We start from the raw sequence: 21,603 nt of genomic DNA, 5'->3' as shown, positions 1-21,603 counted from the left end.
CGCCGGCCGATGCTAGCGACTGACGATCACCCGCATCCCGGCGGGCCATCATGGGCTTGTATGGGTGATTGGCCTCGTTTCACACGTATGGCCCAGTCGGGTAAAACCTGGCGTTCTGTGGCTCGTTGTGGTGGTGCAGGGTCAACGCGGCTTGGTTGCGGAGGGGTTGATCGCGGATGTCAGTTCAGCAGCGACGGCAGTTGCGGAGTGGACCGGGAGCGGCGGAACGAGCGGCGGGCGGGCAGCCGAGCATGCGGGAGTACGTGCGGCACTTCGAGCGCGTCATGGACGTCCCGTGGATCACGACAGGGCGTCGGCCGCCCGCCGCGTCGTTCAGCCCGTGGCGCCGGGACGACTGACCCGGTCCAGGTAGGCGGCGAACTTCTCCAGGCCGTCGATGTTGCGCGGCCCGCTGATCCCCTCGTTGTAGTCGAGGACGAAGAACCGGTCGTTGCGGACGGCCGGCAGCCCGCGGGTGTGCGGGGACTTCTTCAGGAACTCGATCTTCTTCTTCGCCGGCTGGTCGCCGTAGTCGAGGATGATGATGACCTCGGGACGGCCCTTGGTGACGGCCTCCCAGCCGACCTCGGTCCACCGCTGGTCGAGGTCGCCGAAGATGTTCTTGCCGCCGGCGGTCTTGATGATGTCGTTCGGCGGCACCTGACTGCCCGCGGTGAACGGCTTGTCGGTGCCGGAGTCGTAGAGGAAGACCGGGACGGGGTCGCCCTTGGGCGCCTTCGCCGCCACCTTCGCAACCCGCTGCTTCATGTCGCCGACGACCTTGTCCGCGCGACCTTCGACCCGGAAGATCTTCCCGAGCCGCTCGAGGTCGGTGTAGAGCCCCTCGAAGGGCGCGTGCCGCTCGGGGTGGCCGGGATAGTTGTAGCAGCTCTCGGTGTGCATGAAGCTCTGGATCTTCAGCTTGTCGAGGATGGCGGGGGTGATGCCGCGCTGGTCGCTGAAGCCGGAGTTCCAGCCGGCCACCACGAGGTCGGACTTGGCCTCGACGACCACCTCCTTGTTCAGCAGGTCGTCGCTGAGCTTCTTCACCTTCTTGTACTCCGCGGCCCAAGGCGACTCGCTGACCGGCGGGTTGGCGGGCGGCATCACGTATCCGTGCACGTGCTCGGTGAGGCCGAGGCTGAAGAGCTTGTCGGCGCTGCCGCCCTCGTAGGCGACGGCCCGCTTCGGGACGGTGTACGGCACGGGCTCGCCGCAGCGCTTGACGGTGGTGCGCTCGGCCGCGGCCTTGTCGTCGTCGCCGGCGACGTCGGCGCCGCAGCCGGTGAGGAGGATGGATCCGGCGGACAGAGCGGCCAGGTGGTTCATGCGCATGATGGAGAGCTTTCCTCTGAGTCGGGATGGATCGAATAGAGCAGTTGCGGGACGCCGGACTTCGGATGCGGTACGACGGTGGGCCGGACCCCGAAGACGTCCTCGACGAGGTCCTCCGTCAGCACCTCCTGCGGCGTCCCCGCGGTCACCAGGCGGCCGGCGCTGAGCACGCCGATCCGGTCGCAGGCGCCGGCGGCGAGGTTGAGGTCGTGCAGGACGACGAGCACGGTCAGCCCGCTGCCGCGCAGCTGGGAGAGCAGCTCGACCTGATGGCGTACGTCGAGATGGTTCGTCGGCTCGTCGAGCACGAGGATTCGCGGCTCCTGGACGAGCGCGCGGGCGAGCAGCACCCGCTGCCGCTCGCCGCCGGAGAGGGTCAGCACGCCGCGCCCGGCGAGGTGGCCGATGCCGAGCCGGTCCATGGCCCGTACGCACAGCTCACGCTCGCGCGCCGACAGCGCCTGATTGCCGCGCAGATGCGGGGCGCGGCCGAGGGCGACGGCCTCCGCGACGGTGAAGTCCAGGTCCACGGCGCCGTCTTGTGCAAGGGCGGCCACGAGCTGGGCGCCCTGCCGGGGCGGCAGCCGGACCAGGTCCTCCTCTCCCGCCCGTACGGTCCCGGCGCTGGGCTTCAGCGCCCGGTAGATGCAGCGCAACGCTGTTGACTTTCCACTGCCGTTGGGCCCGACGAGGCCGACCACGGTGCCGCTGCCGACGTGCAGGGACAGGTCCCGGACGAGCGCCCGGCCGTCGGTGACGACGCTGAGCTGATCGAGGGTCAGATCCATCAGCGACCTCCGAAGAGATAGGCCCGCCGCCGCATCAGCGAGAGGAAGACGGGCACGCCGACAAGCGCGGTGATCACGCCGAGCGGGAGCTCCCGCGGGCTGACGACCGTCCGCGCGGCAAGGTCCGCCCACACCATGAACACGGCCCCGGCGAGCGGCGCGACGGCCAGCACCCGCGCGTGCACGGCCCCGACCACCATCCGCACCAGGTGCGGCATGACCAGGCCGACGAAGCCGATGGCGCCGCTGACGGCGACCATCACGCCGGTCACCAGCGAGGCGAGCAGGAGCAGCAGCTTGCGCTGCCGGTCGGCCCCGATGCCGAGGCTGGCGGCGGTCTCGTCGCCGAGGGCGAGCACGTCGAGGGTGCGGCTCTGCCGAAGCAGCAGCGCGGTGCCGAGCACCACGGCGGCGGCGACGACGGGCAGCGCGCCCCACGTAGCCGCGCCGAAGCCGCCCATGGTCCAGTACAGGACGGTGCTGGTGGCCTCGCCGTCCGGCACCAGATACACGATGACGCTCATCAGCGCCTGAAAGCCGAGCGACATGGCGACCCCGGTCAGCACCAGCCGCAGCGGCGACATCCCGCCCCCGCCGGACGCCGCGGCGTACACGAGCACCGCCGCCGCGAGCGCACCGAGGAAGGCGCCCGCCGAGACCGCGTAGATCCCGAACGCCGCCAGCCCCCCGGTCACGGTGACGGCCACCGCCCCGACCGAGGCCCCGGACGAGATCCCGAGCACGAACGGATCCGCCAGCGCATTGCGCACCATCGCCTGCACCGCGACCCCGACCGCGCTCAGCCCGGCCCCGACCAGCGCGGCAAGCAGCACCCGCGGCGTCCGTATCTCCCAGATGATCTGATACGTCGTCACCTCGCTGCCCGCGATCTGCCCACCGCTCAGCGCGGCCCACAGATAGCGCGCGGTGTCGTCCGGCGCGACGACCGCGCTGCCGAGCCCGATGGCGACGACCGTGGAGACGACCAGCGCGACCGCGAGCACGCCGCAGACGACGGCGCTGCTCGTACGGGACGGGGCCCGGCTCTCCGCCACCTCGGCGGCGTCGACTACGGCCGTCACGAGCCCGCCGCCTCGGCCGAAGACCGCCGAAGCACTAGGGCCGCCGCCCCCAGCGCCACCGCGACCATGCCCCCGAACACCACCGCCACGCCCGGGTATCCGGCCAGGCCGAGGCCCGCGCCACCCGCCGCGGCACCTGCGAAGACGCCGAGGCTCATCCCGGCGGCGTTGACGCTGAGCGCCGCCCCGCGCCGCGCCCCGCTGCGCCGCACCAGCAGCGTGACCACGCATGCGGCCACCACGGCGTGACTCGCCGCGTGCAGGGAGGTGAAGAGCAGCGCGAGCGGCAGCCAGTGTGTGAACCAGAATCCGGTGGCGGTGACCAGCGCGCCCAACAGCCCGGCGGCCAGCAGCCGTTCCGTCGGCAGCCGCGGCGCGTCCGCGTTGGCGAGCCGCCCGGTGAGCAGGTTGCTGACGAAGAAGGAGGCGCCGCTGAGCGTCCACACCAGGGAGAACATGCCGGGGCCGAGGCCGAAGCGGTCGTCGTAGTAGGCGGCGAGATAGGCGAGATAGCCCATGAAGACGGCGGTCCGCAGGAAGGCGATGAGCAGCAGCTCCGGCACGCCGCGCAGGGCGGCGAGGGCCTTGAAGGACGCCAGATAGCCGACCCGCTCCCCCGGCCCGGCCTCGGGCCCGCGGCCCGGTGCGACGAGCACGGCGGCCAGCAGCAGCGCGACCAGCGCGACGGCGACCATGTCCCCGCGCCAGCCCCACACCAGCGCGGGCAGCGCGATCACCGGCGCGGCGAGCATCGCGGTCATCGACTGCGTCGCGGTGACCAGCGTCGCCGCCCGACCGGCCGCCTTGCCCTCCCCGTACCGGTCCGCGGCGGCCGCGGTGAGCGCCGGGTTGAGCACGGCAGTGCCGGCGCCGGTCAGCAGGCAGAAGGCGGCGAGCAGCACGTAGTCACCGCTCGCCCCGAGCCCGGCCGCAGCGGCCAGCACGGCCAGCCCGCCGGCCGCGGCCCACCGCCGCGGCACCCGGTCGATCAGCGGCGCCAGCGCGGTGCCGACGGCGAGCGCGGCGAGCCCGCCGAGCCCGCGCAGCCCGCCCATGGCGGCAACGCCGGTGTCCGCCGCGCGGGCGATCGGCACCAGATACGTACTGAAGATCGTGAACGGCACCAGGCCGACCGCCGACGCGAGGAGCAGCGGCCACAGTTCACGCATCATGCGCAGGTCCCCGGGCAGCGCCTCCGCCCGCGCCTTGGTCTGGCTCACGCCCCCTCCCGGTACCGGAAGAGGTCGGTCGGCTCGGCGCTGAACTGCGAGAACGGGAACGGCTCCGCGCTCAGCGCGGTAACTCCCGCCCCGAGAAAGGCCCGTGCGACGGCGCTGCCGCTCTGCGCGTAGACGATGAAGGGCACGCCGCGCTGCCGGCAGCTCTCGAGGATCAGATCGAAGGTGCCGTTCCCGAGCGTCATGCCGGTGGCGACGACGGCGTCGGCGCGCGCGAGCACGTCGGTCATGTCGTCGGTGACGACGTCCCCCCACTGGGTGGCGCGGAGGTTGAGGTCGCACGGCAGGCACTCGGCACCGCGCTGCCGTATCGCGGCGACCAGCGGATTGACGACGCCGATCAGCACCACCTTCGCGCCGGGTGCGACGTCGAGCAGTCCGGCGATGGCCGCGTCCCGGGCCCGGGCCCGTATCTCCGGCGTCCCGGCGGGCAGCGGGACGGCCTCCGCGCTGCCGCGGTGCGGGCGGACGTGAGCGAGATAGGCGTCCAGCGCCGCGATCCGCACCGGCGCCGACTCGTGCCGCAGCAGCTTGTCGATGCCGACTCCGGAGCCCTCGGCACACACCGCCGGCGGCACCTCCCCCGCCTCGAAGGCGCAGGCACCGAAGGCGGCGCCGAGGCGCATCAGCAGATAGTGGTTGTGGTACGTCACCGGGCCGCCGGCCAGCCGGGTGGTGTGGTGCAGCCAGAAGGTGCTGGTGACGGTCAGCTCGCCCGGCGCGGGGCCGTAGCCGCCGGCGAGCACGGCATCGGTCAGTTCCGCCACGTTGCGCGGCGTCGGGAGGGTCATCTCGGCTTCTTTCGTGTTCCGTTGCTGATCAGGGTCGTTCGCGGGGCGGCCAGTCGATGGCGCACCAGGGGGACCGCAGCTCGTCCAGCGCGGCGATTTCGTATGGGGCGAGGGAGGCGGGGTCCGCGGCGTCGGTGTGCCGGGCGTAGACGCCCTCGACGTAGCGGTGGCCGGTGTCGGGGGCGATGAAGAGGTGCGTCCTGTGGTCGAGGTCGTGCCGGCGCTCGTAACCGGCGGCGAGGTAGGCCGCGCCGCTGGAGAGGCCCGCGAAGATGCCGGTGTCGCGCAGCAGCGCGACCGCGCCGCTCAGGGCGGTGTCGAAGTTGATCCAGTGCACGCGGTCGTAGAGGCCGTGCCGGACGTTCTCGAACGGGATCGCGCTGCCGATCCCTGCGATGATCATGTCCGGGTCGGTGACCCGCTCGCTCCCGAACGTCACGCTGCCGAAGGGCTGCACCCCCGCGAGCCGGACATCCCGTCCCGCCGCCCGCAGGTAGGTGGCGAGCGCCCCGGTGGACGCGCCCGAGCCGACGCCGCCGATGAGCGTCAGCGGCCCGGTGGGCAGGTGCTTTCCGATGTGCTCGGCGACCTCGCGGTAGCCGTAGTAGTGGATCGCGTCGTGGTACTGCCGCATCCAGTGATACGCCGGATTGGCGGCGAGGATCTCGCGTATCCGCCGGACCCGCAGCTCCTGGTCGAGGCGCAGGTTCTGCGACGGCTCGACCTGCTCCAAGGTGGCGCCGAGCAGCTCCAGTTGGAGGCGCAGCGTGCGGTCGACCGTCGTGGAGCCGACGATGTGGCACTTCAGGCCGTAGCGGTGGCAGGCGAGGGCGAGAGCCTGCGCGTAGATGCCGCTGGAGCTGTCGATGACCGTGTCCCCCGGCGCCACCTCCCCCGTCTCCAGCAGATACCGGACCGCGCCGAGCGCGGAGTAGATCTTCATCGACTCGAAGCGCAGACAGGCCGTGCGCGGCCCGACGGCTATGAGATCCGGGCTCTTGACGGCCTCGGCTATGTGTTCGTGCAACCCCATGGGCCGGGATACTGTCTCTATTGGAAATGATTGTCAACTGCATCTCGGGTGCGTAAGGTGCTCGGCATGGAGATGAGGCTGGGGCTGGGGACGGCGTTCGGGACCTTCGGCGAGCTGCTGCAGGGCGTGCTGCCGGAGGAGGACGGGGACTTCCTCGTGACCCTGCCGGTGGCGCGGTGGACGATGGCCGCGTTTCGTGCGGAACCGGACACGGCGGAGCTCGTGGTGCGGCCGGCGCGCAAGACGAAGGCGCTGCGGCTGGCCCGGATGATCGCGGCCGACGCGGGCTTCACGGGCGGTGGGCTGCTGACCGTGGATTCGGTGATTCCGGAGGGGAAGGGGCTGGCGAGCTCGTCGGCGGATCTGGTGGCGACGGCACGGGCGGTCGGCGGCGGGCTCGGGCTGCGGCTGTCCGCGCGCCGGATCGAGCGCTATCTGGCCCGGATCGAGCCGACCGACGGGGTGCTCTACCCGGCCGTGGTGGCGTATCACCACCGCAGCGTGCGGCTGCGGTCGGTGCTCGGGGCGCTGCCCACGATGACCGTGGTCGGCGTGGACGAGGGCGGGACGGTGGACACGGTCGCCTTCAACCGGCAGCCGAAGCCGTTCGGTTCGCGGGACCGGGAGACGTATGCGCGGCTGCTGGAGCGGCTCACCGTGGCCGTACTGCGGGGTGACCTGGCCGAGGTCGGGGCGGTGGCGACGCAGAGCGCGCTGATGAACCAGGTGCTGCGGCCGAAGCGCTCACTGGCGCAACTGCGCGCCGTCTGCCGCGAGGTGGGCGGGCTCGGAGTCGCAGTGGGGCACAGCGGGACGACGCTCGGGCTGCTGCTGGACACGGCGGACCCGGATCACGCGGCGCGGGCGGCCGCGGCGGCGCAGGCGTGCGCTGAGCTGGCGGGGAGCGTGTCGGTGTACCGGACGCTGAGCTTCCCGGGCGCGGTGGAGAGCGGCAGGCAGGCGCCGGCCGCCGGCTAGCCGCTTACCAGACGGCAAGTACCCCACTAATTAGTCCGTACTTGTTGCCTTCGGCGGTGGTGCGGAAGATCGACGCATGACTACTTCTTCCCACAACACCGCTGTTACGGTCCTGGGCCTCGGCGCCATGGGCGCCGCGCTCGCCCGCGCTCTGGTGAAGGCCGGGCATCCGACGACCGTGTGGAACCGCTCGGCAAGCAAGGCGCAGAGCCTCGTTGCGGAGGGCGCCTCGGCGGCGTCCACCCCGTACGGCGCGGTCCGGGCCAGCGACGTGATCGTCGTCTGCCTGCTCGATCACGACTCGGTCCATGACGTACTCGACCCGGTCGCCGGTGAGTTGGCCGGGCGGACCCTGATCAACGTCACCACCACCCAGCCGGAGCACTCGCGGGAGCTGGCCGAGTGGGCCGCCCGGGAGGGCGTCGCGTATCTGGACGGCGGCATCATGGCCGTACCGGAGATGATCGGGCAGCCGGGGTCCTCGATCCTCTACAGCGGGTCCGCCGACGTCTTCGAGCGCAGCCGGCCGCTGCTCGACCTGTGGGGCGAGAGCACCTATTTCGGCGAGGACGCGGGGCTGGCTTCGCTGTACGACCTGGCGCTGCTCGCCGGCATGTACGTCATGTTCGCCGGCTTCCTGCACGGCGCCGCCATGGTCGCGCCGGCCGGGGTGACGGCCGGGGAATTCGCGCGGCGGGCCGCGCCGTGGCTGACCGCCATGACCGGCGCGTTCGCCGGATTCGCCGAGGTCGTCGACGGCGGTGACTACACCGTGCCGGGGCAGCAGAGCCTCGAATTCTCCAGCCTCGACGACATGTTGGCGGCCAGCGCCGGGCAGGGCATCGGCACCGAGGCGGTGGCCATGGTGCAGCGGCTGATCCAGCGGCAGATCGACGCCGGACACGGCGCGGAAGGCTTCGCCCGTATCTACGAGAGCATCAAGCAGCCCGCCGCGGCGCGCTGAGCTCAGGTCCCGGCGCGCTGCAGGATCCGTTCCGCCGCGTTCACGGAATCGACCAGCGGATGCAGGGCCACCGCGCGCAGGGCCGCGTTCGCGTCGCCCGTCGTCGCCGCCTCGATCGCGGCCCGCTCGACGGCCTTCAGCGACAGCATCAGGCCCAGCTGGTCCGGGGCCAGGGGGTCGGCGGCGAGCGGGGCCGCGCCGCCCGCGTCGACCAGGCAGGGGACCTCGATGACGGCGTCGGTGTCGAGGCCGGCGACGGTGGTGCGGTTGCGGACGTTGAGGATCAGGGTGGTGCGTTCGTTGCGGGCGATGGCGCGCATCAGGGCCAGGGCGACGCGGTCGTAGCCGCCGCCGTCCAGATCGCACGTGTCGCGCTCCCAGCCGCCGGTGCTGGCGCGGCTTTCCGCCATGTACGTGGCCTCGCGCTCGAGGCGGGTGCGGTCCCAGGCGGTGTACGCGTCATCGGGGTGCGCGGCGGCTTCGGCGTAGAAGGCCGACTGCTGGTCGCGGAGGAACTCGCCGCGGGTGGCGGGGGCTTCGCGTAGCGCCGTGACCGCCTCGCGGTTGAAGTAGTAGTAGTGCAGGTATTCGTTGGGGAGCGCGCCGAGGGCCTGCAGCCAGCGGGCGCCGAAGAGCTTGCCCTCCTCGAAGGACTCCAGGCGGCCGGGGTCGGCGAGGAGTTCGGGGAGGCGGTCGCGGCCGTCCACGGTCACCGCGCGCAGCCAGCCGAGGTGGTTGAGGCCGACGTAGTCGTAGCGGGCCCGGTCCGGGTCGGCGCCCAGCGCGCGGGCGGCGCGGCGGCCGAGGCCGACCGGGGAGTCGCAGATGCCGATGACGCGGTCGCCGAGGACGCGCTGCATGGCCTCGGTGACCATGCCGGCGGGGTTGGTGAAGTTGATGACCCAGGCGTCGGGGGCCACGGCCGCCACCCGTTCGGCGATGTGCAGCGCGACCGGGATCGTACGCAGCCCGTACAGCACCCCGCCCGCGCCGACGGTCTCCTGGCCGAGGACGCCCTCCGCCAGCGCCGTGCGCTCGTCGCGGCTGCGGCCCTCGAGGCCGCCGACGCGGATGGCGGAGAAGACGAAGTCGGCGCCGCGGAGCGCCTCGTCGAGGTCGGTCGTCGCGCGTACGGCGGGTGCCCGGTCGCGGCCCGCGGCCTGCTGGGTGAGGACCGCGGTGATGGCGTCGAGGCGGGCCCGGTCCGTGTCGTAGAGCACCAGCTCGGTGATCCGGCCCGCGTCGTCGCCGCGGTCGTCGAGCAGCGCGCGGTAGACGAGCGGGACGCGGAATCCGCCGCCGCCGAGCAGGGTGAGCCTCATACGGTTACTACCTCCGTGCCGGCCTCGCGCAGGGTGGCGAGGGTCGTCGCGTCCGACGTGTGGTTCGTGATCAGGGTGTGGATGCTCTCCGGGCCGCAGACCCGGGCCAGGCCCGTATCGCCGGGGAATTTGGCCGCGTCCACCAGCAGCACCGTCTGCCGGGCGGCCGCGATCATCGCGCGCTTGACCGGGACCTCGACGTGGGTGCTGTCGAGAATGCTGCCGTCGGGGAGTACCCCGCTGGCGCCGAGGAAGGCGCGGCCGACGCGGAGTTCGCGGAGGTTGGATTCGGTGAGGAAGCCGACCAGGGAGAGGTAGTTACGGCGTACCTCGCCACCCAGCAGGATCAGCCGGACGGCATCGTCGTCGCGGAGCTCGTCGTAGACGGCGAGGCTGCTGGTCACCACCGTGACCGGGCGGTCGTGGAGGAGGCGGGCGAGCTCCAGGGTGGTGGTGCCGATGTCGAGGAGCAGGACGTCGTCGTCGGCGACCAGTTCGGCGGCGCGGGCGGCGATGGCCTGCTTGTGCGGGAGGTCGTCGACGGCGGATTCCGCGAAGGGGCGCTCGTGCCCGGGACGGGCGGCGACCGCGCCGCCGTAGACCCGGGTGAGTCTGCCCGCCTCGCCCAGTTCGGTCAGATCGCGGCGGGCGGTGGCCTCGCTGATGCTCAGCCGGCGGGCGATCTCCCGTATGGGCAGCACCCCTTCCTCGCCGAGGATGTCCAGCAGCTTCTCGTGGCGGGCCTCACGCAACATGCCCGCAATCTACTGCACATGAGCGACTGTGCGCGAGTGTGACTGACCTCTTGCATTCAGGCCCGGCTGGGTGCAAGGTATCGGTCAGCCATTCGCATTGACAGCATGACCAGACATGGAAGGGCGCAACGGTGGGCACTTCTTCGGCGGTCGCCGACACCCTGGATCCGCTGGCGGACATACGCGCGTCCGGGGACCCGGACTTCGACGTCTATCTCACCGGCACCGTCTTCCTGGACATCATCTTCACCGGCATGGACCACGCCCCGATCCGGGGCACCGAGAACTGGGCCCGTGGCATGGGCCTGAGCCCCGGCGGCATCGCCAACATGGCCACCGCCCTCGCCCGCCTCGGCCTGCGCACGACGCTTGCCACCACCTTCGGCGCCGATCTGTACGGCGACTACTGCCAGGAGACCCTCGCCGAGCACGAGGGTGTCGACCTCACCCCCACGCAGCGGGTGGCCGGCTGGCACTCGCCGGTGACGGTGTCGATGGCGTACGAGGGCGAGCGCACCATGGTCACGCACGAGCACCCGGCGCCGCCCGCGCCCGCGGACTGCGTGCTGCCGCGCTCGCGCGCGGGCGTCGCGTCTCTGGAGCCGGGGCGCGCGCAGGACTGGATCCGTAACGCCGCCCAGCAAGGCAGCAAGATCTTCGCGGATGTCGGCTGGGACGACAGCGGCCGCTGGGATCCCGCCGCGCTGCTCGACCTCGAGCACTGCCACGCCTTCCTGCCCAACGCGACCGAGGCGCAGCACTACACCCGCACCGACTCCCCCGAGGCGGCGGTGCGCAAGCTCGCGGAGCTGGTGCCGCTCGCCGTCGTCACCAAGGGCCCGGACGGGGCGGTGGCGGTGGACGCCGCCACCGGCGAATACGCGTCGGTGCCCGGGGTCGCGGTGGAGCCGCTGGATCCGACGGGCGCGGGGGATGTCTTCGTCGCGGGCTTCATGACCGGCACCCTCGCCGGCTGGCCGCTCGCCGACCGGCTCGCGTTCGCCAATCTCACGGCGGCGCTGTCCGTCGAGCACTTCGGCGGCTCGCTCGCCGCGCCGGGCTGGACGGAGGTCGCCGCGTGGTGGACCGCGGCCCGGGCGCGCGGCGGCGACCTGGCGAAGCGGTACGCCTTCCTCAACGACCTGCTGCCCGCCGAGCTGGGCGGCTGCCCGAGCACGCGGCCGCGCGCGGTGCCGACGATCGGCTTCCGCGACCGGTGATCTGATCCCTCGAAGGAGACCCCCAATGGGACTTCCGTGTACCGGCATGCACCGCCGCCGTCGGTCCGGCCGTACGCGCGTGCTGCCCGTCGCGCTCGCGGCCGGGCTCGCGCTGCTCGCCGCCGGGTGTGTGCCCGGCACCGACGGCTCCCTGGCCGGCAAGGGCGCGAGCGGCGGCGCCACCGCCGTACCGGATCCGGCGGACGCCGGGAACGTGACGCTGACGGTGTGGGACCAGGAGGTCCGCGGCGGTACGAACGGTGAGCTGGAGGAGCTGAACCGGGAGTTCGAGAAGAAGTACCCCAATGTCCGGATCAAGCGGGTGGCGCGCAGCTTCTCCGACCTGAAGACGACGCTGAAGCTGGCGATATCGGGCAACAACCCGCCCGATGTGGTGCAGGCGAACCAGGGCTATCCGGACATGGTCGCGTTCGTCCAGGCCGGCCTGCTCACCCCGCTCGACAACTACGCGGGCATCTACGACTGGAACACCCGCTACCCGAACACGCTGCTCAACCTCAACCGGGTCTCCGCCGACGGCAAGTTCTTCGGCACCGGGCGGCTGTACGGGATCTCGCAGACGGGCGAGTTCGTCGGCATCTACTACAACAAGGATGTCCTGGACAAGGCGGGCCTCGAGCCGCCCGAGACCTGGCAGGACTTCACCGACTCGCTCGCGACGCTGAAGAAGCGCGGCGAGCTGCCGGTGCAGTTCGGCAACCTCGACAAGTACCCCGCCATCCACACCTTCGGCGTGCTGCAGGACCAGCTCGGCGCCGAGGACACCCGCGACACCGTGCTCGGCCGCGGCTCAGGCTTCGCGAACGACCACACCGAGGAGGCCGCGGCCACCCTCGCCGACTGGGCGAAGCGCGGCTATCTCCCCAAGGGCGCCAACGGCCTCGGCTACGACGACGCGTGGAAGAAGTTCGCCGACGGCCAGGGCGCGTACCTGATCTCCGGCACCTGGCTGCAGGCCGACCTGAAGAAGCCGATGGGCGACAAGCTCGGCCTGATCCCGCCGCCGCCCGCCAAGTCCGGCGGCGCCCCGGTCACCACCGGCGGCCAGGGCCTGTCCTGGTCGGTCACCTCGCGCTCGAAGCACCCCGAGGTCGCCGCCGCGTACCTGGACTTCATCACCTCCGAGCACGCGGCGGACGTCATGACCAAGCACGGCGTGCTGCCCGCGGTGCCGGGCAAGGCGGCGGCGCGGCTCGACCCGGAGTCGACCGAGGGCCAGATGGTCGCCGGGTGGAAGCGCCTGAACGCCGCCGATGGCCTGGTCCCGTATCTGGATTACGCCACGCCGACCTTCTACGACACGACGTCGCAGTCGCTGCAGAAGCTGATCTCCGGCGACCTCTCCCCCGGTGACTTCGCGGCGGCGCTGCAGAAGGACTACGGGGCCTTCATGAAGAAGCAGCGGGCAGGCAAGCGATGAAGTCTCCCCTGCGGTCGTCGCGCCGCGCCCCGGGTGAGCCACGGGCGATCGGATACCTGTACATCCTCCCGGCGCTGGCGGTGTACGCAGCCTTCCTGCTCTACCCCTTCGGCCAGTCGGTCTGGCTGTCGCTGCTGCACTGGGACGGCCTGAACGCGGCCACCTGGGCGGGGCTGGACAACTACGGCGACCTCTTCACCGACCCGGCGCTGCGCGCGCCGTTCGTGCACGCTCTGGTGCTGCTGATCTTCTACGCGGCGCTGCCGGTCGCGATCGGGCTGCTGCTGGCCGCGGTGATGTCGCGCTTCCGGGTGCGCGGGATGACGTTCTTCCGGACGGTGCTCTTCCTGCCGCAGGTGCTGGCGATGGTCGTGGTGGGCGTCACCTGGCGCTCCATCCTGGCCCCGGACGGGATGCTGAACGACGTCCTGAACCTGGTCGGCCTGGACTCCCTCTCCCGCGCCTGGCTGGGCGACGAGAACTGGGCGCTGCCCGCGGTCGGCGTCGTCGGCACGTGGGTGGAGACCGGTCTGTGCATGGTGCTCTTCCTCGCCGGCGCGCAGCGCATTCCGCGGGAGCTGTACGAGGCGGCGCGGATCGACGGGGCGGGCGCGGTGCGGGAGTTCTTCACCGTGACGCTGCCGGGGCTACGGGCCGAGATCGCCGTCGCCTTGACGCTGACGATCGTGGCGGGCCTGCGCAACTTCGACCTGATCTACATCACCACCAGCGGCGGACCCGGCAACGCGACGTCCGTACCGGCCTACGAGGTCTACCACCGGGCCTTCGAGACCAATCAGGTCGGCTCGGCGGCGGCGGTGGGCGTGGCGCTGACGGTGGTCATCTTCGTCCTGACCGTGACGGTCTCCCGGCTCGTCGAAGGGCGCCGCTCATGATCTCCCGCACCGAACGCACCACCGGCTACGCGATCCTGACGCTGTTCGCCGTCATCTCCCTCACGCCGGTGCTCGGCATTCTGTCGACGGCCTTCGGCAAGCAGGGCGCGCTGGGCACGGGCTTCTCCCTGCCCGAGGGCGGGCTGCACTGGAGCAACTTCGCCGACGCCTGGACCCGCGGCCACTTCGGCACGTATCTCGGCAATTCGGTGCTGGTCGCGGCGGTGGTGGTGCTGGCCACGGCGCTGCTGGCGACGCTCGCGGGCTACGCCTTCGGCGTGATGGACTTCCCCTTCGCCACCCCGCTTTTCTACCTCTTCGTCATCGGCCTCACCCTCCCCCAGGAGGCCCTGGTCGTCCCGCTCTACTTCGACCTGCGCTACGTCGAACTCACCGACACATACTGGGCGTTGATCCTCCCGCAGACCGCGCAGTCGCTCGCCTTCGGCGTCTTCTGGATGCGCGCGTATTTCCGGGGCAGCGCCCGCTCGGTGATCGAGGCGGCGCGCATGGACGGCGCGTCCACCTGGACCACGCTGTGGCGGGTCCTGGTCCCGATGGGCCGCCCGGCGATCACGACGATGATCGTGATCACCTTCATGTGGACCTGGAACGAATTCCTCATGGCCCTGGTCATGGTGAGCGAGGAGGGCCTGCGCACCGTCCCCCTCGGCCTCGCCTTCTTCCAGGGCCAGCACGCCTCGGAAACCTCGCTGCTCGCCGCCGCGTCGGTGCTGATCGCCCTCCCGGTCGTGATCGTGTACGTGGCGCTGCAGCGCCGCTTCATCGAGGGCATGCTCACGGGCGCGGTCAAGGAGTAGCCCCACGGGCCAGCTCCCGCAGCTCCATCCGCGCCGCGGGGGCCCGCCCGGGGATCGTCGTCCAGTACGGATGTGTGGACACCCGAATGCTCAGCCGCTGCAACCGCCGCCGCAGCACGGTCGTTTGCGCCGCCGCGTCGTCGCGCTCCGCCAGCTCCTCATACACCGCATACCAGTCACGCTGTGCCACTACCAGGTCCTCGGGAAAGCTGTGCGCCATGCAGGTCATTCAAGCACGTGTTCGATTATCCCCGCAGCACCCATCCGGGTGAATCGTGGGCGCTCAGCGGATCACCTCGAACCGGAGGTGGGTGACGTTCGGGGTGTCGACCACCTGGGTCCGCCGGAGCCGGACCGGGCCGCCGCCCAGATGCTCGAACAGCCGGGTGCCGCCGCCGAGCAGGACCGGGGCGAGATGGATCTGGATCTCCTCCATCAGGCCGGCGGCGAGGCACTGTTGAGCGGCGCTCGCGCCATGCACGCCGACCGTCTTGCCTCCCGCCGCCGCCTTCGCCTGCTTCACGGCGCTGTGGATGCCGTCGGTGACAAAGGTGAAGACATGCGGCGCCCGTACCGTCTCCGGCGCCGGGGGCTTGTGGGTGAGAACGAAGCAGGGCGCGTCGCCGGCCGGGCCCCCGTCGGCCCACCCTCCGTCCCCTTCTGCCAGGTCGTACGACCGCCGGCCCATCAGGATCGCGCCCACACCCGCGGCCATCCCGGCCAGCAGTTCCGCGTCGCGCGGATCCGGCTCGGACAGCCACTGGTGCAAGACCTCGCCGCCCTGCCCGAGTTGACGCTCGCGGGTGACGTCAGGTCCGGTGACGAACCCGTCCAGCGACATCGAGATTCCCGAGATGACTTTGCTCATGTTCGCCCCTTGGTGGTGGGATTCGGCCCTCGTCCGCACGCACCGTTTGTACTCCGGGGGCTCCGGCGGTCCCAGAGATTCGGCCTAGGCTGAATCCGTGATTCGCTTCCGGTTCGGTCAGGACGACCTGTTGCGGACCCGGTTCGCGATCGCGCCGCTCATGGAGCTCCTCGGCGCCTTCTACGTGCTGCGGCGGCCGGAGCGGTCCGTCGTGCACCGGAGCTGGGTGGAGTGGGCGGCGCCGCGGGTGAGCGGTCTCGACCTGTCACTGCTCGACGCCGCGGCGCCCTTCGGTGGTCCGTACTGGCCCGTCTTCATCAGCCCGCCGCCGCGAGAGCCGCATCCGACCATCGAGGCCGAGCTGGGACGCGTGGCCCGAACGCCGCCGGAGCGGGTGGTCGCGGAGATCGTGCGGCGCTATCCGTCCCACCTGCCCGCGGCAGCGCGGCCGTTCGTCGACGAACCCGCGTGGGTGCTGGGCGAGTTGGTGGGACAGATGCGGGCGCTGTGGGACACGGGCCTGGCGCCGAGGTGGCCCGCGATCTCGGCCTTCCTCGAGTCGGAAATCGCTGCGCGGGCCCGTCGCCTGGCGAGCGTAGGGTCCCGGGCCGCCTTCGCCGACCTCCATCCGTCGGTGAGCTGGGAGACCGGCTGCCTGACCGTCCGCCCGACGACCAAGTCCGCGGCCGACGTCGAGCTCGCCGGCCGCGGCCTGCTGCTCATCCCGTCAGCCTTCACGTGGCCGCAGGTCTGGCCGCGGACCGATGCGCCCTGGGACCCGGCTCTGGTCTATCCGCCGGCGGGCATCGGCGACCTCTGGGAGCCGCCGCAGCCGGATGACGGCGCCCTGGCATCGCTGATCGGCAGCCGCCGGGCCCGGATCCTGCGGGAACTGGACCGCCCGTCCGCCACCCTCGACCTCGCGGTCCGCCTGCACATCAGCGCCGGCGGTATCAGCGACCACCTGTCCGTCCTGCGCCAAGCCGGCCTCGTCACCCGCCGCCGCGAGGGCCGCCGGGTCGTCTACGCACGGACCCTGACCGGCGACGCCCTGTGCCCGCGGGGCGGCTGACGGCAGTTGCCCGGAGTCGGCAACGTGGGGCCGGGTCAGCTGCCCGCCGTGCGCGTTACCTGCCTGCTTCTGCTGGTGAATGCTGAGCCCCCTCGAATACGGGACGTGGGGGGAGGAAGGATGGCTGAAGCGGCGTGGAAGCCGGGCGTGAGAGCGGGACTATGGATGCTGGTCTCCCTCCTCGTGGCCGGGCTCGGGTTGGCGATGGCCGGTCAGGTTCGCGGGGCGCTCGAGCGGGAGCGGGAATTCCGGGCCGCGCCGGGCTGTGCTTCCGTGCCGGTCAAGGTTTCGGGCTGCCTGTGGGACCAGGACTTCACCGTCCGCAAGGCCGCCCTGCACCGCGGCGAGAGGGCAAAGCCGCCGGAGGCGGAGCTGGTGTTGCCCACAGGTCACCGGTCTGATCTGGTACGGGGATGTCGTCGAGGTCCGGGACACCGGCGGGCGGCGGCAGCCCACCTCCGACGGGCCCGTGGGATGGCCGGAGGACCGGCTCGCCGGGGCGATCGGCTGCGTTTCGTTCGGTGTGATGGCCTTCGCCGGCGGCCTGTGGGGGGTGCTCGGGTGCCGCAGCCGGCGGCACGTCGTGGCCGCGGCCGCCGTGCGGTGGCACGCCCTCGGGATCGGCGCCGCCGCCATCGTGACCCTGTGGGTGCAGGTAGCAGCCGACTGGCCGATGTGGTCGATCCCCGCGGGCTGGGGCGTGCTGGCGCTGCTCCTGCTGGGCTCCGCGGCGGGCTTTGTCGTCGCCGCGCTCCGCGGCGCCCTCACCTGACGTCATCGCTGGGGGTTGTGGAAGGTGACTTCCGGGTTGGCCTTCGTCGGGCCCTCCAGGAGCGGGGCGGGCCGGCCGCGGAGGTGATGGTCGAAGAAGGCGGCCGCGTAGCCCCGCGTGATCTGGCCCGAGCGCTCGCCCGAGAGCGGCGCCGCGGGGTCGGTCATGCCGACCTGGCCGCCGAGGACCGGGAAGTCGGTGAAGGTGAAGTGGCCGGAGTCGGCGACCGTGAGCCAGCGCTTCCAGCCGTCGTGGCGCTGCCATTCGCGGGGCCAGGTGACGTCCTTCGCGCGGGGGTTGTGGCCCTTGGCCGTACCGAGCATGAGGAGCGGGCGGCCGGAGGCGGCGGTCGGGAGCGGGGCGAAGAACGTGCCGTCCATGTTGGCCGCCGCGCGGATGCGGTGGTCGGTGCCCGCCGCCACCGCCGCCGCGTTGCCCCCGAGCGAGTGACCGGCGGCGCCGATCCGGCGGGGATCGATGAGTGGCGCGTAGTCGGACTTCCGGCCGGTCAACTCGTCCACGACGAACGAAAGATCCGCCGCCCGGTTCCGCGCCGCCTTGGCCAGCATCTTGTTCTCCCCCGAGCCTCCGCTCGGCGCCTGCTCGACCTTCTCGCAGGCGATGCAGGTGCGCATGCGCGGCGAGTCCCCCTTGCCGGGGAATTCGGTTCCGAACGACTCATAGGCGTGATCCACCAGCGCCACGACGTAACCCCGCGAGGCCAACTCCTCCGCCAGCCCGGTCTGCGTGGCCCGGTGCAGCGTGAAGCCCGGGGAGAGCACGACAAGCGGGTGCTTGCCCTTGTCGGGGCGAGCGCCGGCGACGGCGTTCGTACGGACGGAGGCCAGCCGCTCGGCGCCGAACTTCTCGTCCAGCTTCTGCGCCTTCAGCAGCAGCGCGGATTCCTTCGCCGACATGTACGGTGCCCGGTCGCCCGACCGGCCCTTGCCCCCGGCGGCCGGGTAGAAGACCGACACCATCAGCTCCCGAGCCCCTCCCCCGGGCGCCCAGAGATCCCGGCGGCTCTTGTCGACGAGGTGGAGGGTGTCCTCGCCGATCGCCTGCGGCCCCGCGGGGCGCGGCAGCGAGAGCCCGGCTTCCTGCTCCGCAGAAGCTGCGGCTTTACGGGACGACGAGCCGTCGTCGCAGGCGGCAACTGCCGGGCCGAGGACGGCGAGGGCCACCAGCGCTGCGGCGCCCGTACGCGAAATGCGGTTACTGATCATGTCCGGGAGCCTAGGAACCGCACCGGGGCGCCAGGCACTGGCGAACGTACGAAGCCCACCACCACTTTCGTCAGTAGTCCGGCCGGTCCCGCGCCCTACTGACCTGCCGCCGACGCCGGCGCCAGCCCGTCCGCGACCAGCCCGGCGAGCACGGCCTCGCCGAGCGCGTGCACGGCCGACTGCGGACGCACCATGACCGTGAATTCCTTGATCCGCCCGTCCTCGGCGAAGTGCAGCAGATCGATCCCGTGGATCTCCTTCCCGCCCACCGTCGCGCGGAAGAGCAGCACCTCCGACGGCGCGGACGTCCCGTCCGCACTGGTCTCCGCGGTGCCGTCGTACTGGCCGACGTACCGGAAGTCCTCGAAGGTGCGCAGCAGCACCCCGAAGAGCCCCAGCACCATCGGCTTGCCCTCGAACGGGACGAACTTCACCGGGCTGTAGAAGCGGACGTCGTCGGTGAACAGCTCGTCCAGCGCCGCGATGTCCCGGCGGTCGACGGCGTCACGGAAGCGGTCGGCAGCGGTCATGGTGCCCTCACTCTCCTTACTCATAAAATTGACTAGTCAGATTCATGAGTATCATGGGCGACCGGTCCACTGGAATGGCCACGAAGGAGGCAGTCCGATGGCGCTACGGCACGCCGTGCTCGCGGCGCTGCTCGGCGGCGAGCTGAGCGGATACCAGCTCACCAAGTCGTTCGACCTCGGGGTGGCGAACTTCTGGCACGCCCAGCCGCAGCAGCTCTACGCCGAGCTGACCCGCCTCGAGAAGGACGGGCTCATCGCCGGCCGCGAGGTGGTCCAGGAGTCCCGGCCCAATAAGCGCCTGTTCCAGGTGACCGACGCCGGGCTCACCGAGCTCGCGGACTTCACCGCCGCCGCCGCGAAGCCCGCCTTCATCCGCGACGACCTCCTCGTCAAGGTCCAGGCCGCCGACCACGTCGACACCGAGGCCCTGATCGCGCAGCTCTCCGAACGCGCCGCCTTCGCCCAGGGCAAGCTCGACCTCTTCGACAAGCTGCTGCGCAATATGCGCGGGGAGCGCACGGAGGACGAGTTCCTGCGCGGCGGCGACCCCATCGGCCCGTATCTGACGTGCCTGCGCGGGCTCGCCTTCGAGCGGGGCAACCGCGACTGGTGCCAGCGCACGATCACCATCCTGCGGGCGCGGGCCCGCAGTTCGCAGCAGTCGATATAAGGAGGCAGGGCGTGTTCGACGCCGTACTGTGCGACATCGACAATGTGATCCGCTTCTACGACTCCACCCACGTGGCCGCTCTGGAGCGGCAGGCCGGGCTTGAAGAGGGCACGACCGCGGCGCTGGCGTTCGCGCCTGAGGTGGATCTGCCGCTGCTGTGCGGGGAGATCACGAAGCGGGAGTGGGTCGATGCCATCGCCGCCGGGCTGGCCGCGCGGGTGCCGCAGGCGCAGGCGCGCGAGCTCGGACTCGCCCTCGCGCAGGCGCCCTTCACGGCGGACGCGGCGGTCGTGGCGCTGCTCCGCCAGGTCCGTGCGCGGATGCCGCTCGTGCTGGTGACCAACGCGACCGTCGAACTCGACGCCGAGCTGGCCGAGCTGGGCCTGACCGACCTCGCCGACCACGTCGTCAACAGCGCCCGGGTGGGCGTGGCCAAACCGGACCCGAGGATCTACGAGATCGCCACTACCGCGGCCGGCACACCCCCGGAGCGGTGCCTGTTCGTGGACGACCGTATGGAGAATATCGACGCCGCCGCCGCGCTCGGCATGACCGGCGTGCACTACCGCAGCCCCGCCGATCTCCACGCGCCCCTGAGCTTCCTACGGGCGTGATCCGCCCGCCTCTCTAGGCTGGCGCCCATGCCCCCTCGCATCGAGCTGCACGTTCACCTCGAAGGCACGGTGCGCCCGCACCGGCTACTGGAGTTGGCCCGGCGCGACGACTTCGCGCTCCCCGCCGACACCGCGGAAGGCGTCGCCCGGCTCTACGAGTTCCGCGATCTGGTGGAGTTCATCGGCGTCTGGAAGCGGACCGCCGCCTGCCTGCGCACCCCCGCCGACTACCGCGACGTGCTGCTCGACTACGTCGCCGAGGCCGCCGCGCAGGGCGCCGTCTACCTCGAAGCCTGCCTGTGCTGGGCCCCTTGGCTCGCGGACTGGGCCGGTATCCTCGCCGCCTGCTGCGATGCGGCCGAGGAGGCCCGGGAGCGGTTCGGGGTGGCGGTGGGTCTGACGCCCGAGATCTATCTCGGCTGCGACGTGGCGGCGGGCGAGGAGGCGGCGCGTACGGCGGGCCGGTTCGCCGGACGCGAGGTGGTCGGCTTCGGCCTCGCGGGGGCCGAGGGCGTCCGCCCGAGCGCACCCCATGAGCGTGCCGTAGCCATCGCCCGTGAAGCCGGCCTCGGTTACGTCCCGCACGCGGGCGAGGCGGCGGGGCCGCATTCGGTCCGCCAGGCCCTCGCGCTCGGCGCACACCGGCTGCGGCACGGCGTGCGCGCGGCGGAGGATCCCGGCCTGGTGGCAGAGCTGGCCGCGAGGGGCGTCGTCCTGGACGTAGCCCTGACCTCGAATCTCCGCCTCGGCGTGACGAAGTCGCTCGCCGACCACCCCCTCCCCCAGCTGCTCGCCGCCGGGGTCCGCTGCACGGTGAACACGGACGATCCGGCGATGTTCAACACGAACCTCGACGCGGAACACGCGGCGGCGGCCCGGCTTGGCCTCACCGAGGCCCAGGCTTACGCGGCCGGGCTGGCGGGCGCGCTCTGCGACGACGCGACCCGCGCCCGGCTGGAGGAGGCCGGCCGCCAGGCGTACGGGCGCGCTTGAAACACCATCCGGACGGGCGTCTTATACGTACGTCTTGTACGGGCGTATATATCTGCTCCATGCTCATGCCATGAACACCAGCAAGCGCTCCGCGCTCACCATCGACGGCCGCACCCTCTCCTACGTGGACTTCGGCGGCCCGGGCCGCCCGCTCATCGCCCTCCATGGCCACATGTCCGAGGGCATGTCGTAGG

At 71.7% G+C, this 21,603-nt stretch carries 24 protein-coding genes; 12 read left to right on the top strand and 12 right to left on the bottom strand.

Features of this window, described 5'->3' with window-relative positions; translation table 11 throughout:
- Positions 1-333: 333 nt before the first annotated feature.
- The 6 genes from G5C51_RS05645 to G5C51_RS05620 all read right to left on the bottom strand — a co-directional run bounded on the left by G5C51_RS05645 (position 334) and on the right by G5C51_RS05620 (position 6,267).
- Complete coding sequence (locus G5C51_RS05645) at positions 334-1,335, bottom strand: ABC transporter substrate-binding protein (RefSeq protein ID WP_165232660.1); 1,002 nt, start codon at positions 1,333-1,335, stop codon at positions 334-336.
- A complete protein-coding gene (locus G5C51_RS05640) occupies positions 1,326-2,123 on the bottom strand; it encodes an ABC transporter ATP-binding protein (RefSeq protein ID WP_165232657.1) in 798 nt (265 codons plus the stop codon). Before G5C51_RS05640 ends, G5C51_RS05645 begins: the two co-directional genes overlap by 10 nt.
- Positions 2,123-3,127, bottom strand: a complete 1,005-nt coding sequence (locus G5C51_RS05635) for a FecCD family ABC transporter permease (RefSeq protein ID WP_338118027.1) — start codon at positions 3,125-3,127, stop codon at positions 2,123-2,125. The genes G5C51_RS05640 and G5C51_RS05635 overlap by 1 nt, the downstream gene beginning before the upstream one ends.
- A 74-nt stretch (positions 3,128-3,201) precedes the next feature.
- Positions 3,202-4,425 (bottom strand): MFS transporter, encoded by a 1,224-nt coding sequence (locus G5C51_RS05630; protein WP_338118025.1) that lies wholly within the window; start codon positions 4,423-4,425, stop codon positions 3,202-3,204.
- Positions 4,422-5,234, bottom strand: a complete 813-nt coding sequence (locus G5C51_RS05625; protein ID WP_165232650.1) for a Rossmann-like domain-containing protein — start codon at positions 5,232-5,234, stop codon at positions 4,422-4,424. Before G5C51_RS05625 ends, G5C51_RS05630 begins: the two co-directional genes overlap by 4 nt.
- 28 nt (positions 5,235-5,262) lie before the next feature.
- The gene (locus tag G5C51_RS05620; protein ID WP_206313437.1) at positions 5,263-6,267 is read right to left on the bottom strand and encodes a pyridoxal-phosphate dependent enzyme; all 1,005 of its coding nucleotides are present in this window, start codon (positions 6,265-6,267) and stop codon (positions 5,263-5,265) included.
- A gap of 66 nt (positions 6,268-6,333) precedes the next feature.
- On the opposite strand from G5C51_RS05620, the gene G5C51_RS05615 reads away from it, so the two are divergent.
- Both G5C51_RS05615 and G5C51_RS05610 read left to right on the top strand, forming a co-directional pair.
- Positions 6,334-7,245, top strand: coding sequence for a GHMP family kinase ATP-binding protein (locus G5C51_RS05615; RefSeq protein ID WP_240929408.1), 912 nt, complete (start codon positions 6,334-6,336; stop codon positions 7,243-7,245).
- A gap of 76 nt (positions 7,246-7,321) precedes the next feature.
- Positions 7,322-8,209: an NAD(P)-dependent oxidoreductase gene (locus G5C51_RS05610; RefSeq protein ID WP_165232648.1), complete on the top strand. Its 888-nt coding sequence runs from the start codon at positions 7,322-7,324 to the stop codon at positions 8,207-8,209.
- A gap of 2 nt (positions 8,210-8,211) precedes the next feature.
- On the opposite strand, the gene G5C51_RS05605 is transcribed toward G5C51_RS05610, so the two are convergent.
- Both G5C51_RS05605 and G5C51_RS05600 read right to left on the bottom strand, forming a co-directional pair.
- Positions 8,212-9,531: a 6-phospho-beta-glucosidase gene (locus tag G5C51_RS05605; RefSeq protein ID WP_165232645.1), complete on the bottom strand. Its 1,320-nt coding sequence runs from the start codon at positions 9,529-9,531 to the stop codon at positions 8,212-8,214.
- Positions 9,528-10,286 (bottom strand): DeoR/GlpR family DNA-binding transcription regulator, encoded by a 759-nt coding sequence (locus G5C51_RS05600; RefSeq protein WP_165232642.1) that lies wholly within the window; start codon positions 10,284-10,286, stop codon positions 9,528-9,530. Before G5C51_RS05600 ends, G5C51_RS05605 begins: the two co-directional genes overlap by 4 nt.
- Positions 10,287-10,417: 131 nt before the next feature.
- Between G5C51_RS05600 and G5C51_RS05595 the strand changes: the two genes are divergently transcribed.
- Genes G5C51_RS05595 through G5C51_RS05580 form a run of 4 tightly spaced genes read left to right on the top strand, consistent with a single transcriptional unit; the run spans position 10,418 to position 14,664 of the window.
- The gene (locus G5C51_RS05595) at positions 10,418-11,506 is read left to right on the top strand and encodes a PfkB family carbohydrate kinase (RefSeq protein WP_165232639.1); all 1,089 of its coding nucleotides are present in this window, start codon (positions 10,418-10,420) and stop codon (positions 11,504-11,506) included.
- A gap of 25 nt (positions 11,507-11,531) precedes the next feature.
- Positions 11,532-12,947, top strand: coding sequence for an extracellular solute-binding protein (locus G5C51_RS05590; protein ID WP_206313436.1), 1,416 nt, complete (start codon positions 11,532-11,534; stop codon positions 12,945-12,947).
- Positions 12,944-13,843 (top strand): carbohydrate ABC transporter permease, encoded by a 900-nt coding sequence (locus G5C51_RS05585; protein ID WP_165232636.1) that lies wholly within the window; start codon positions 12,944-12,946, stop codon positions 13,841-13,843. Before G5C51_RS05590 ends, G5C51_RS05585 begins: the two co-directional genes overlap by 4 nt.
- Complete coding sequence (locus G5C51_RS05580; protein WP_165232633.1) at positions 13,840-14,664, top strand: carbohydrate ABC transporter permease; 825 nt, start codon at positions 13,840-13,842, stop codon at positions 14,662-14,664. Before G5C51_RS05585 ends, G5C51_RS05580 begins: the two co-directional genes overlap by 4 nt.
- On the opposite strand, the gene G5C51_RS05575 is transcribed toward G5C51_RS05580, so the two are convergent.
- Both G5C51_RS05575 and G5C51_RS05570 read right to left on the bottom strand, forming a co-directional pair.
- The gene (locus G5C51_RS05575; protein WP_165232630.1) at positions 14,654-14,884 is read right to left on the bottom strand and encodes a hypothetical protein; all 231 of its coding nucleotides are present in this window, start codon (positions 14,882-14,884) and stop codon (positions 14,654-14,656) included. The genes G5C51_RS05580 and G5C51_RS05575 overlap by 11 nt on opposite strands.
- 63 nt (positions 14,885-14,947) lie before the next feature.
- Positions 14,948-15,532: a dihydrofolate reductase family protein gene (locus tag G5C51_RS05570; RefSeq protein ID WP_165232627.1), complete on the bottom strand. Its 585-nt coding sequence runs from the start codon at positions 15,530-15,532 to the stop codon at positions 14,948-14,950.
- Positions 15,533-15,629: 97 nt separating this feature from the next.
- Between G5C51_RS05570 and G5C51_RS43695 the strand changes: the two genes are divergently transcribed.
- Both G5C51_RS43695 and G5C51_RS42835 read left to right on the top strand, forming a co-directional pair.
- Positions 15,630-16,604: a DUF5937 family protein gene (locus tag G5C51_RS43695; RefSeq protein ID WP_165232624.1), complete on the top strand. Its 975-nt coding sequence runs from the start codon at positions 15,630-15,632 to the stop codon at positions 16,602-16,604.
- 469 nt (positions 16,605-17,073) lie between these two features.
- Positions 17,074-17,376, top strand: a complete 303-nt coding sequence (locus G5C51_RS42835) for a hypothetical protein (RefSeq protein WP_240929407.1) — start codon at positions 17,074-17,076, stop codon at positions 17,374-17,376.
- Between the two features lie 2 nt (positions 17,377-17,378).
- Here G5C51_RS42835 and G5C51_RS05555 read toward each other — a convergent pair whose 3' ends face one another.
- Together G5C51_RS05555 and G5C51_RS05550 are read right to left on the bottom strand one after the other, a co-directional pair.
- On the bottom strand, positions 17,379-18,602 hold the full coding sequence (locus tag G5C51_RS05555; RefSeq protein WP_165232621.1) for an alpha/beta hydrolase family protein: 1,224 nt from the start codon (positions 18,600-18,602) through the stop codon (positions 17,379-17,381).
- A 95-nt stretch (positions 18,603-18,697) separates the two neighbouring features.
- Complete coding sequence (locus tag G5C51_RS05550) at positions 18,698-19,132, bottom strand: nuclear transport factor 2 family protein (RefSeq protein WP_165232618.1); 435 nt, start codon at positions 19,130-19,132, stop codon at positions 18,698-18,700.
- Between the two features lie 97 nt (positions 19,133-19,229).
- Between G5C51_RS05550 and G5C51_RS05545 the strand changes: the two genes are divergently transcribed.
- The 4 genes from G5C51_RS05545 (at position 19,230) to G5C51_RS43975 (ending at position 21,602) form a co-directional block, all read left to right on the top strand.
- Positions 19,230-19,802 carry a PadR family transcriptional regulator gene (locus G5C51_RS05545; protein ID WP_165232615.1) on the top strand — a complete coding sequence of 191 codons (573 nt, stop codon included), beginning with the start codon at positions 19,230-19,232 and terminating at the stop codon, positions 19,800-19,802.
- An 11-nt stretch (positions 19,803-19,813) separates the two neighbouring features.
- Entirely contained in the window at positions 19,814-20,416 is a 603-nt protein-coding gene (locus tag G5C51_RS05540; RefSeq protein WP_338118024.1) for an HAD family hydrolase, read from the top strand.
- Between the two features lie 27 nt (positions 20,417-20,443).
- Complete coding sequence (gene add, locus G5C51_RS05535; protein ID WP_165232612.1) at positions 20,444-21,409, top strand: adenosine deaminase; 966 nt, start codon at positions 20,444-20,446, stop codon at positions 21,407-21,409.
- A 70-nt stretch (positions 21,410-21,479) separates the two neighbouring features.
- Complete coding sequence (locus tag G5C51_RS43975; protein WP_338118023.1) at positions 21,480-21,602, top strand: alpha/beta fold hydrolase; 123 nt, start codon at positions 21,480-21,482, stop codon at positions 21,600-21,602.
- Position 21,603: the final 1 nt, after the last annotated feature.

Source organism: Streptomyces coryli, assembly GCF_011044975.1.
Classification (GTDB): domain Bacteria; phylum Actinomycetota; class Actinomycetes; order Streptomycetales; family Streptomycetaceae; genus Streptomyces; species Streptomyces coryli.
Note: the sequence above shows the minus strand (reverse complement) of the source record. Positions and strands in the feature narration are given on the sequence as shown.

Bases quoted from the DNA above. Each gene is read 5' to 3' on its own strand.
- G5C51_RS43975 (WP_338118023.1), top strand. From the start codon at position 21,480: ATGAACACCAGCAAGCGCTCCGCGCTCACCATCGACGGCCGCACCCTC.
- G5C51_RS05580 (WP_165232633.1), top strand. From the start codon at position 13,840: ATGATCTCCCGCACCGAACGCACCACCGGCTACGCGATCCTGACGCTG.
- G5C51_RS05585 (WP_165232636.1), top strand. From the start codon at position 12,944: ATGAAGTCTCCCCTGCGGTCGTCGCGCCGCGCCCCGGGTGAGCCACGG.
- G5C51_RS05640 (WP_165232657.1), bottom strand. From the start codon at position 2,123: ATGGATCTGACCCTCGATCAGCTCAGCGTCGTCACCGACGGCCGGGCG.
- G5C51_RS05645 (WP_165232660.1), bottom strand. From the start codon at position 1,335: ATGCGCATGAACCACCTGGCCGCTCTGTCCGCCGGATCCATCCTCCTC.
- G5C51_RS05610 (WP_165232648.1), top strand. From the start codon at position 7,322: ATGACTACTTCTTCCCACAACACCGCTGTTACGGTCCTGGGCCTCGGC.
- G5C51_RS05575 (WP_165232630.1), bottom strand. From the start codon at position 14,884: ATGGCGCACAGCTTTCCCGAGGACCTGGTAGTGGCACAGCGTGACTGG.
- G5C51_RS05625 (WP_165232650.1), bottom strand. From the start codon at position 5,234: ATGACCCTCCCGACGCCGCGCAACGTGGCGGAACTGACCGATGCCGTG.
- add (WP_165232612.1), top strand. From the start codon at position 20,444: ATGCCCCCTCGCATCGAGCTGCACGTTCACCTCGAAGGCACGGTGCGC.
- G5C51_RS05590 (WP_206313436.1), top strand. From the start codon at position 11,532: ATGGGACTTCCGTGTACCGGCATGCACCGCCGCCGTCGGTCCGGCCGT.
- G5C51_RS05570 (WP_165232627.1), bottom strand. From the start codon at position 15,532: ATGAGCAAAGTCATCTCGGGAATCTCGATGTCGCTGGACGGGTTCGTC.
- G5C51_RS05555 (WP_165232621.1), bottom strand. From the start codon at position 18,602: ATGATCAGTAACCGCATTTCGCGTACGGGCGCCGCAGCGCTGGTGGCC.
- G5C51_RS05545 (WP_165232615.1), top strand. From the start codon at position 19,230: ATGGCGCTACGGCACGCCGTGCTCGCGGCGCTGCTCGGCGGCGAGCTG.
- G5C51_RS05605 (WP_165232645.1), bottom strand. From the start codon at position 9,531: ATGAGGCTCACCCTGCTCGGCGGCGGCGGATTCCGCGTCCCGCTCGTC.
- G5C51_RS05620 (WP_206313437.1), bottom strand. From the start codon at position 6,267: ATGGGGTTGCACGAACACATAGCCGAGGCCGTCAAGAGCCCGGATCTC.
- G5C51_RS05550 (WP_165232618.1), bottom strand. From the start codon at position 19,132: ATGACCGCTGCCGACCGCTTCCGTGACGCCGTCGACCGCCGGGACATC.
- G5C51_RS05615 (WP_240929408.1), top strand. From the start codon at position 6,334: ATGGAGATGAGGCTGGGGCTGGGGACGGCGTTCGGGACCTTCGGCGAG.
- G5C51_RS05600 (WP_165232642.1), bottom strand. From the start codon at position 10,286: ATGTTGCGTGAGGCCCGCCACGAGAAGCTGCTGGACATCCTCGGCGAG.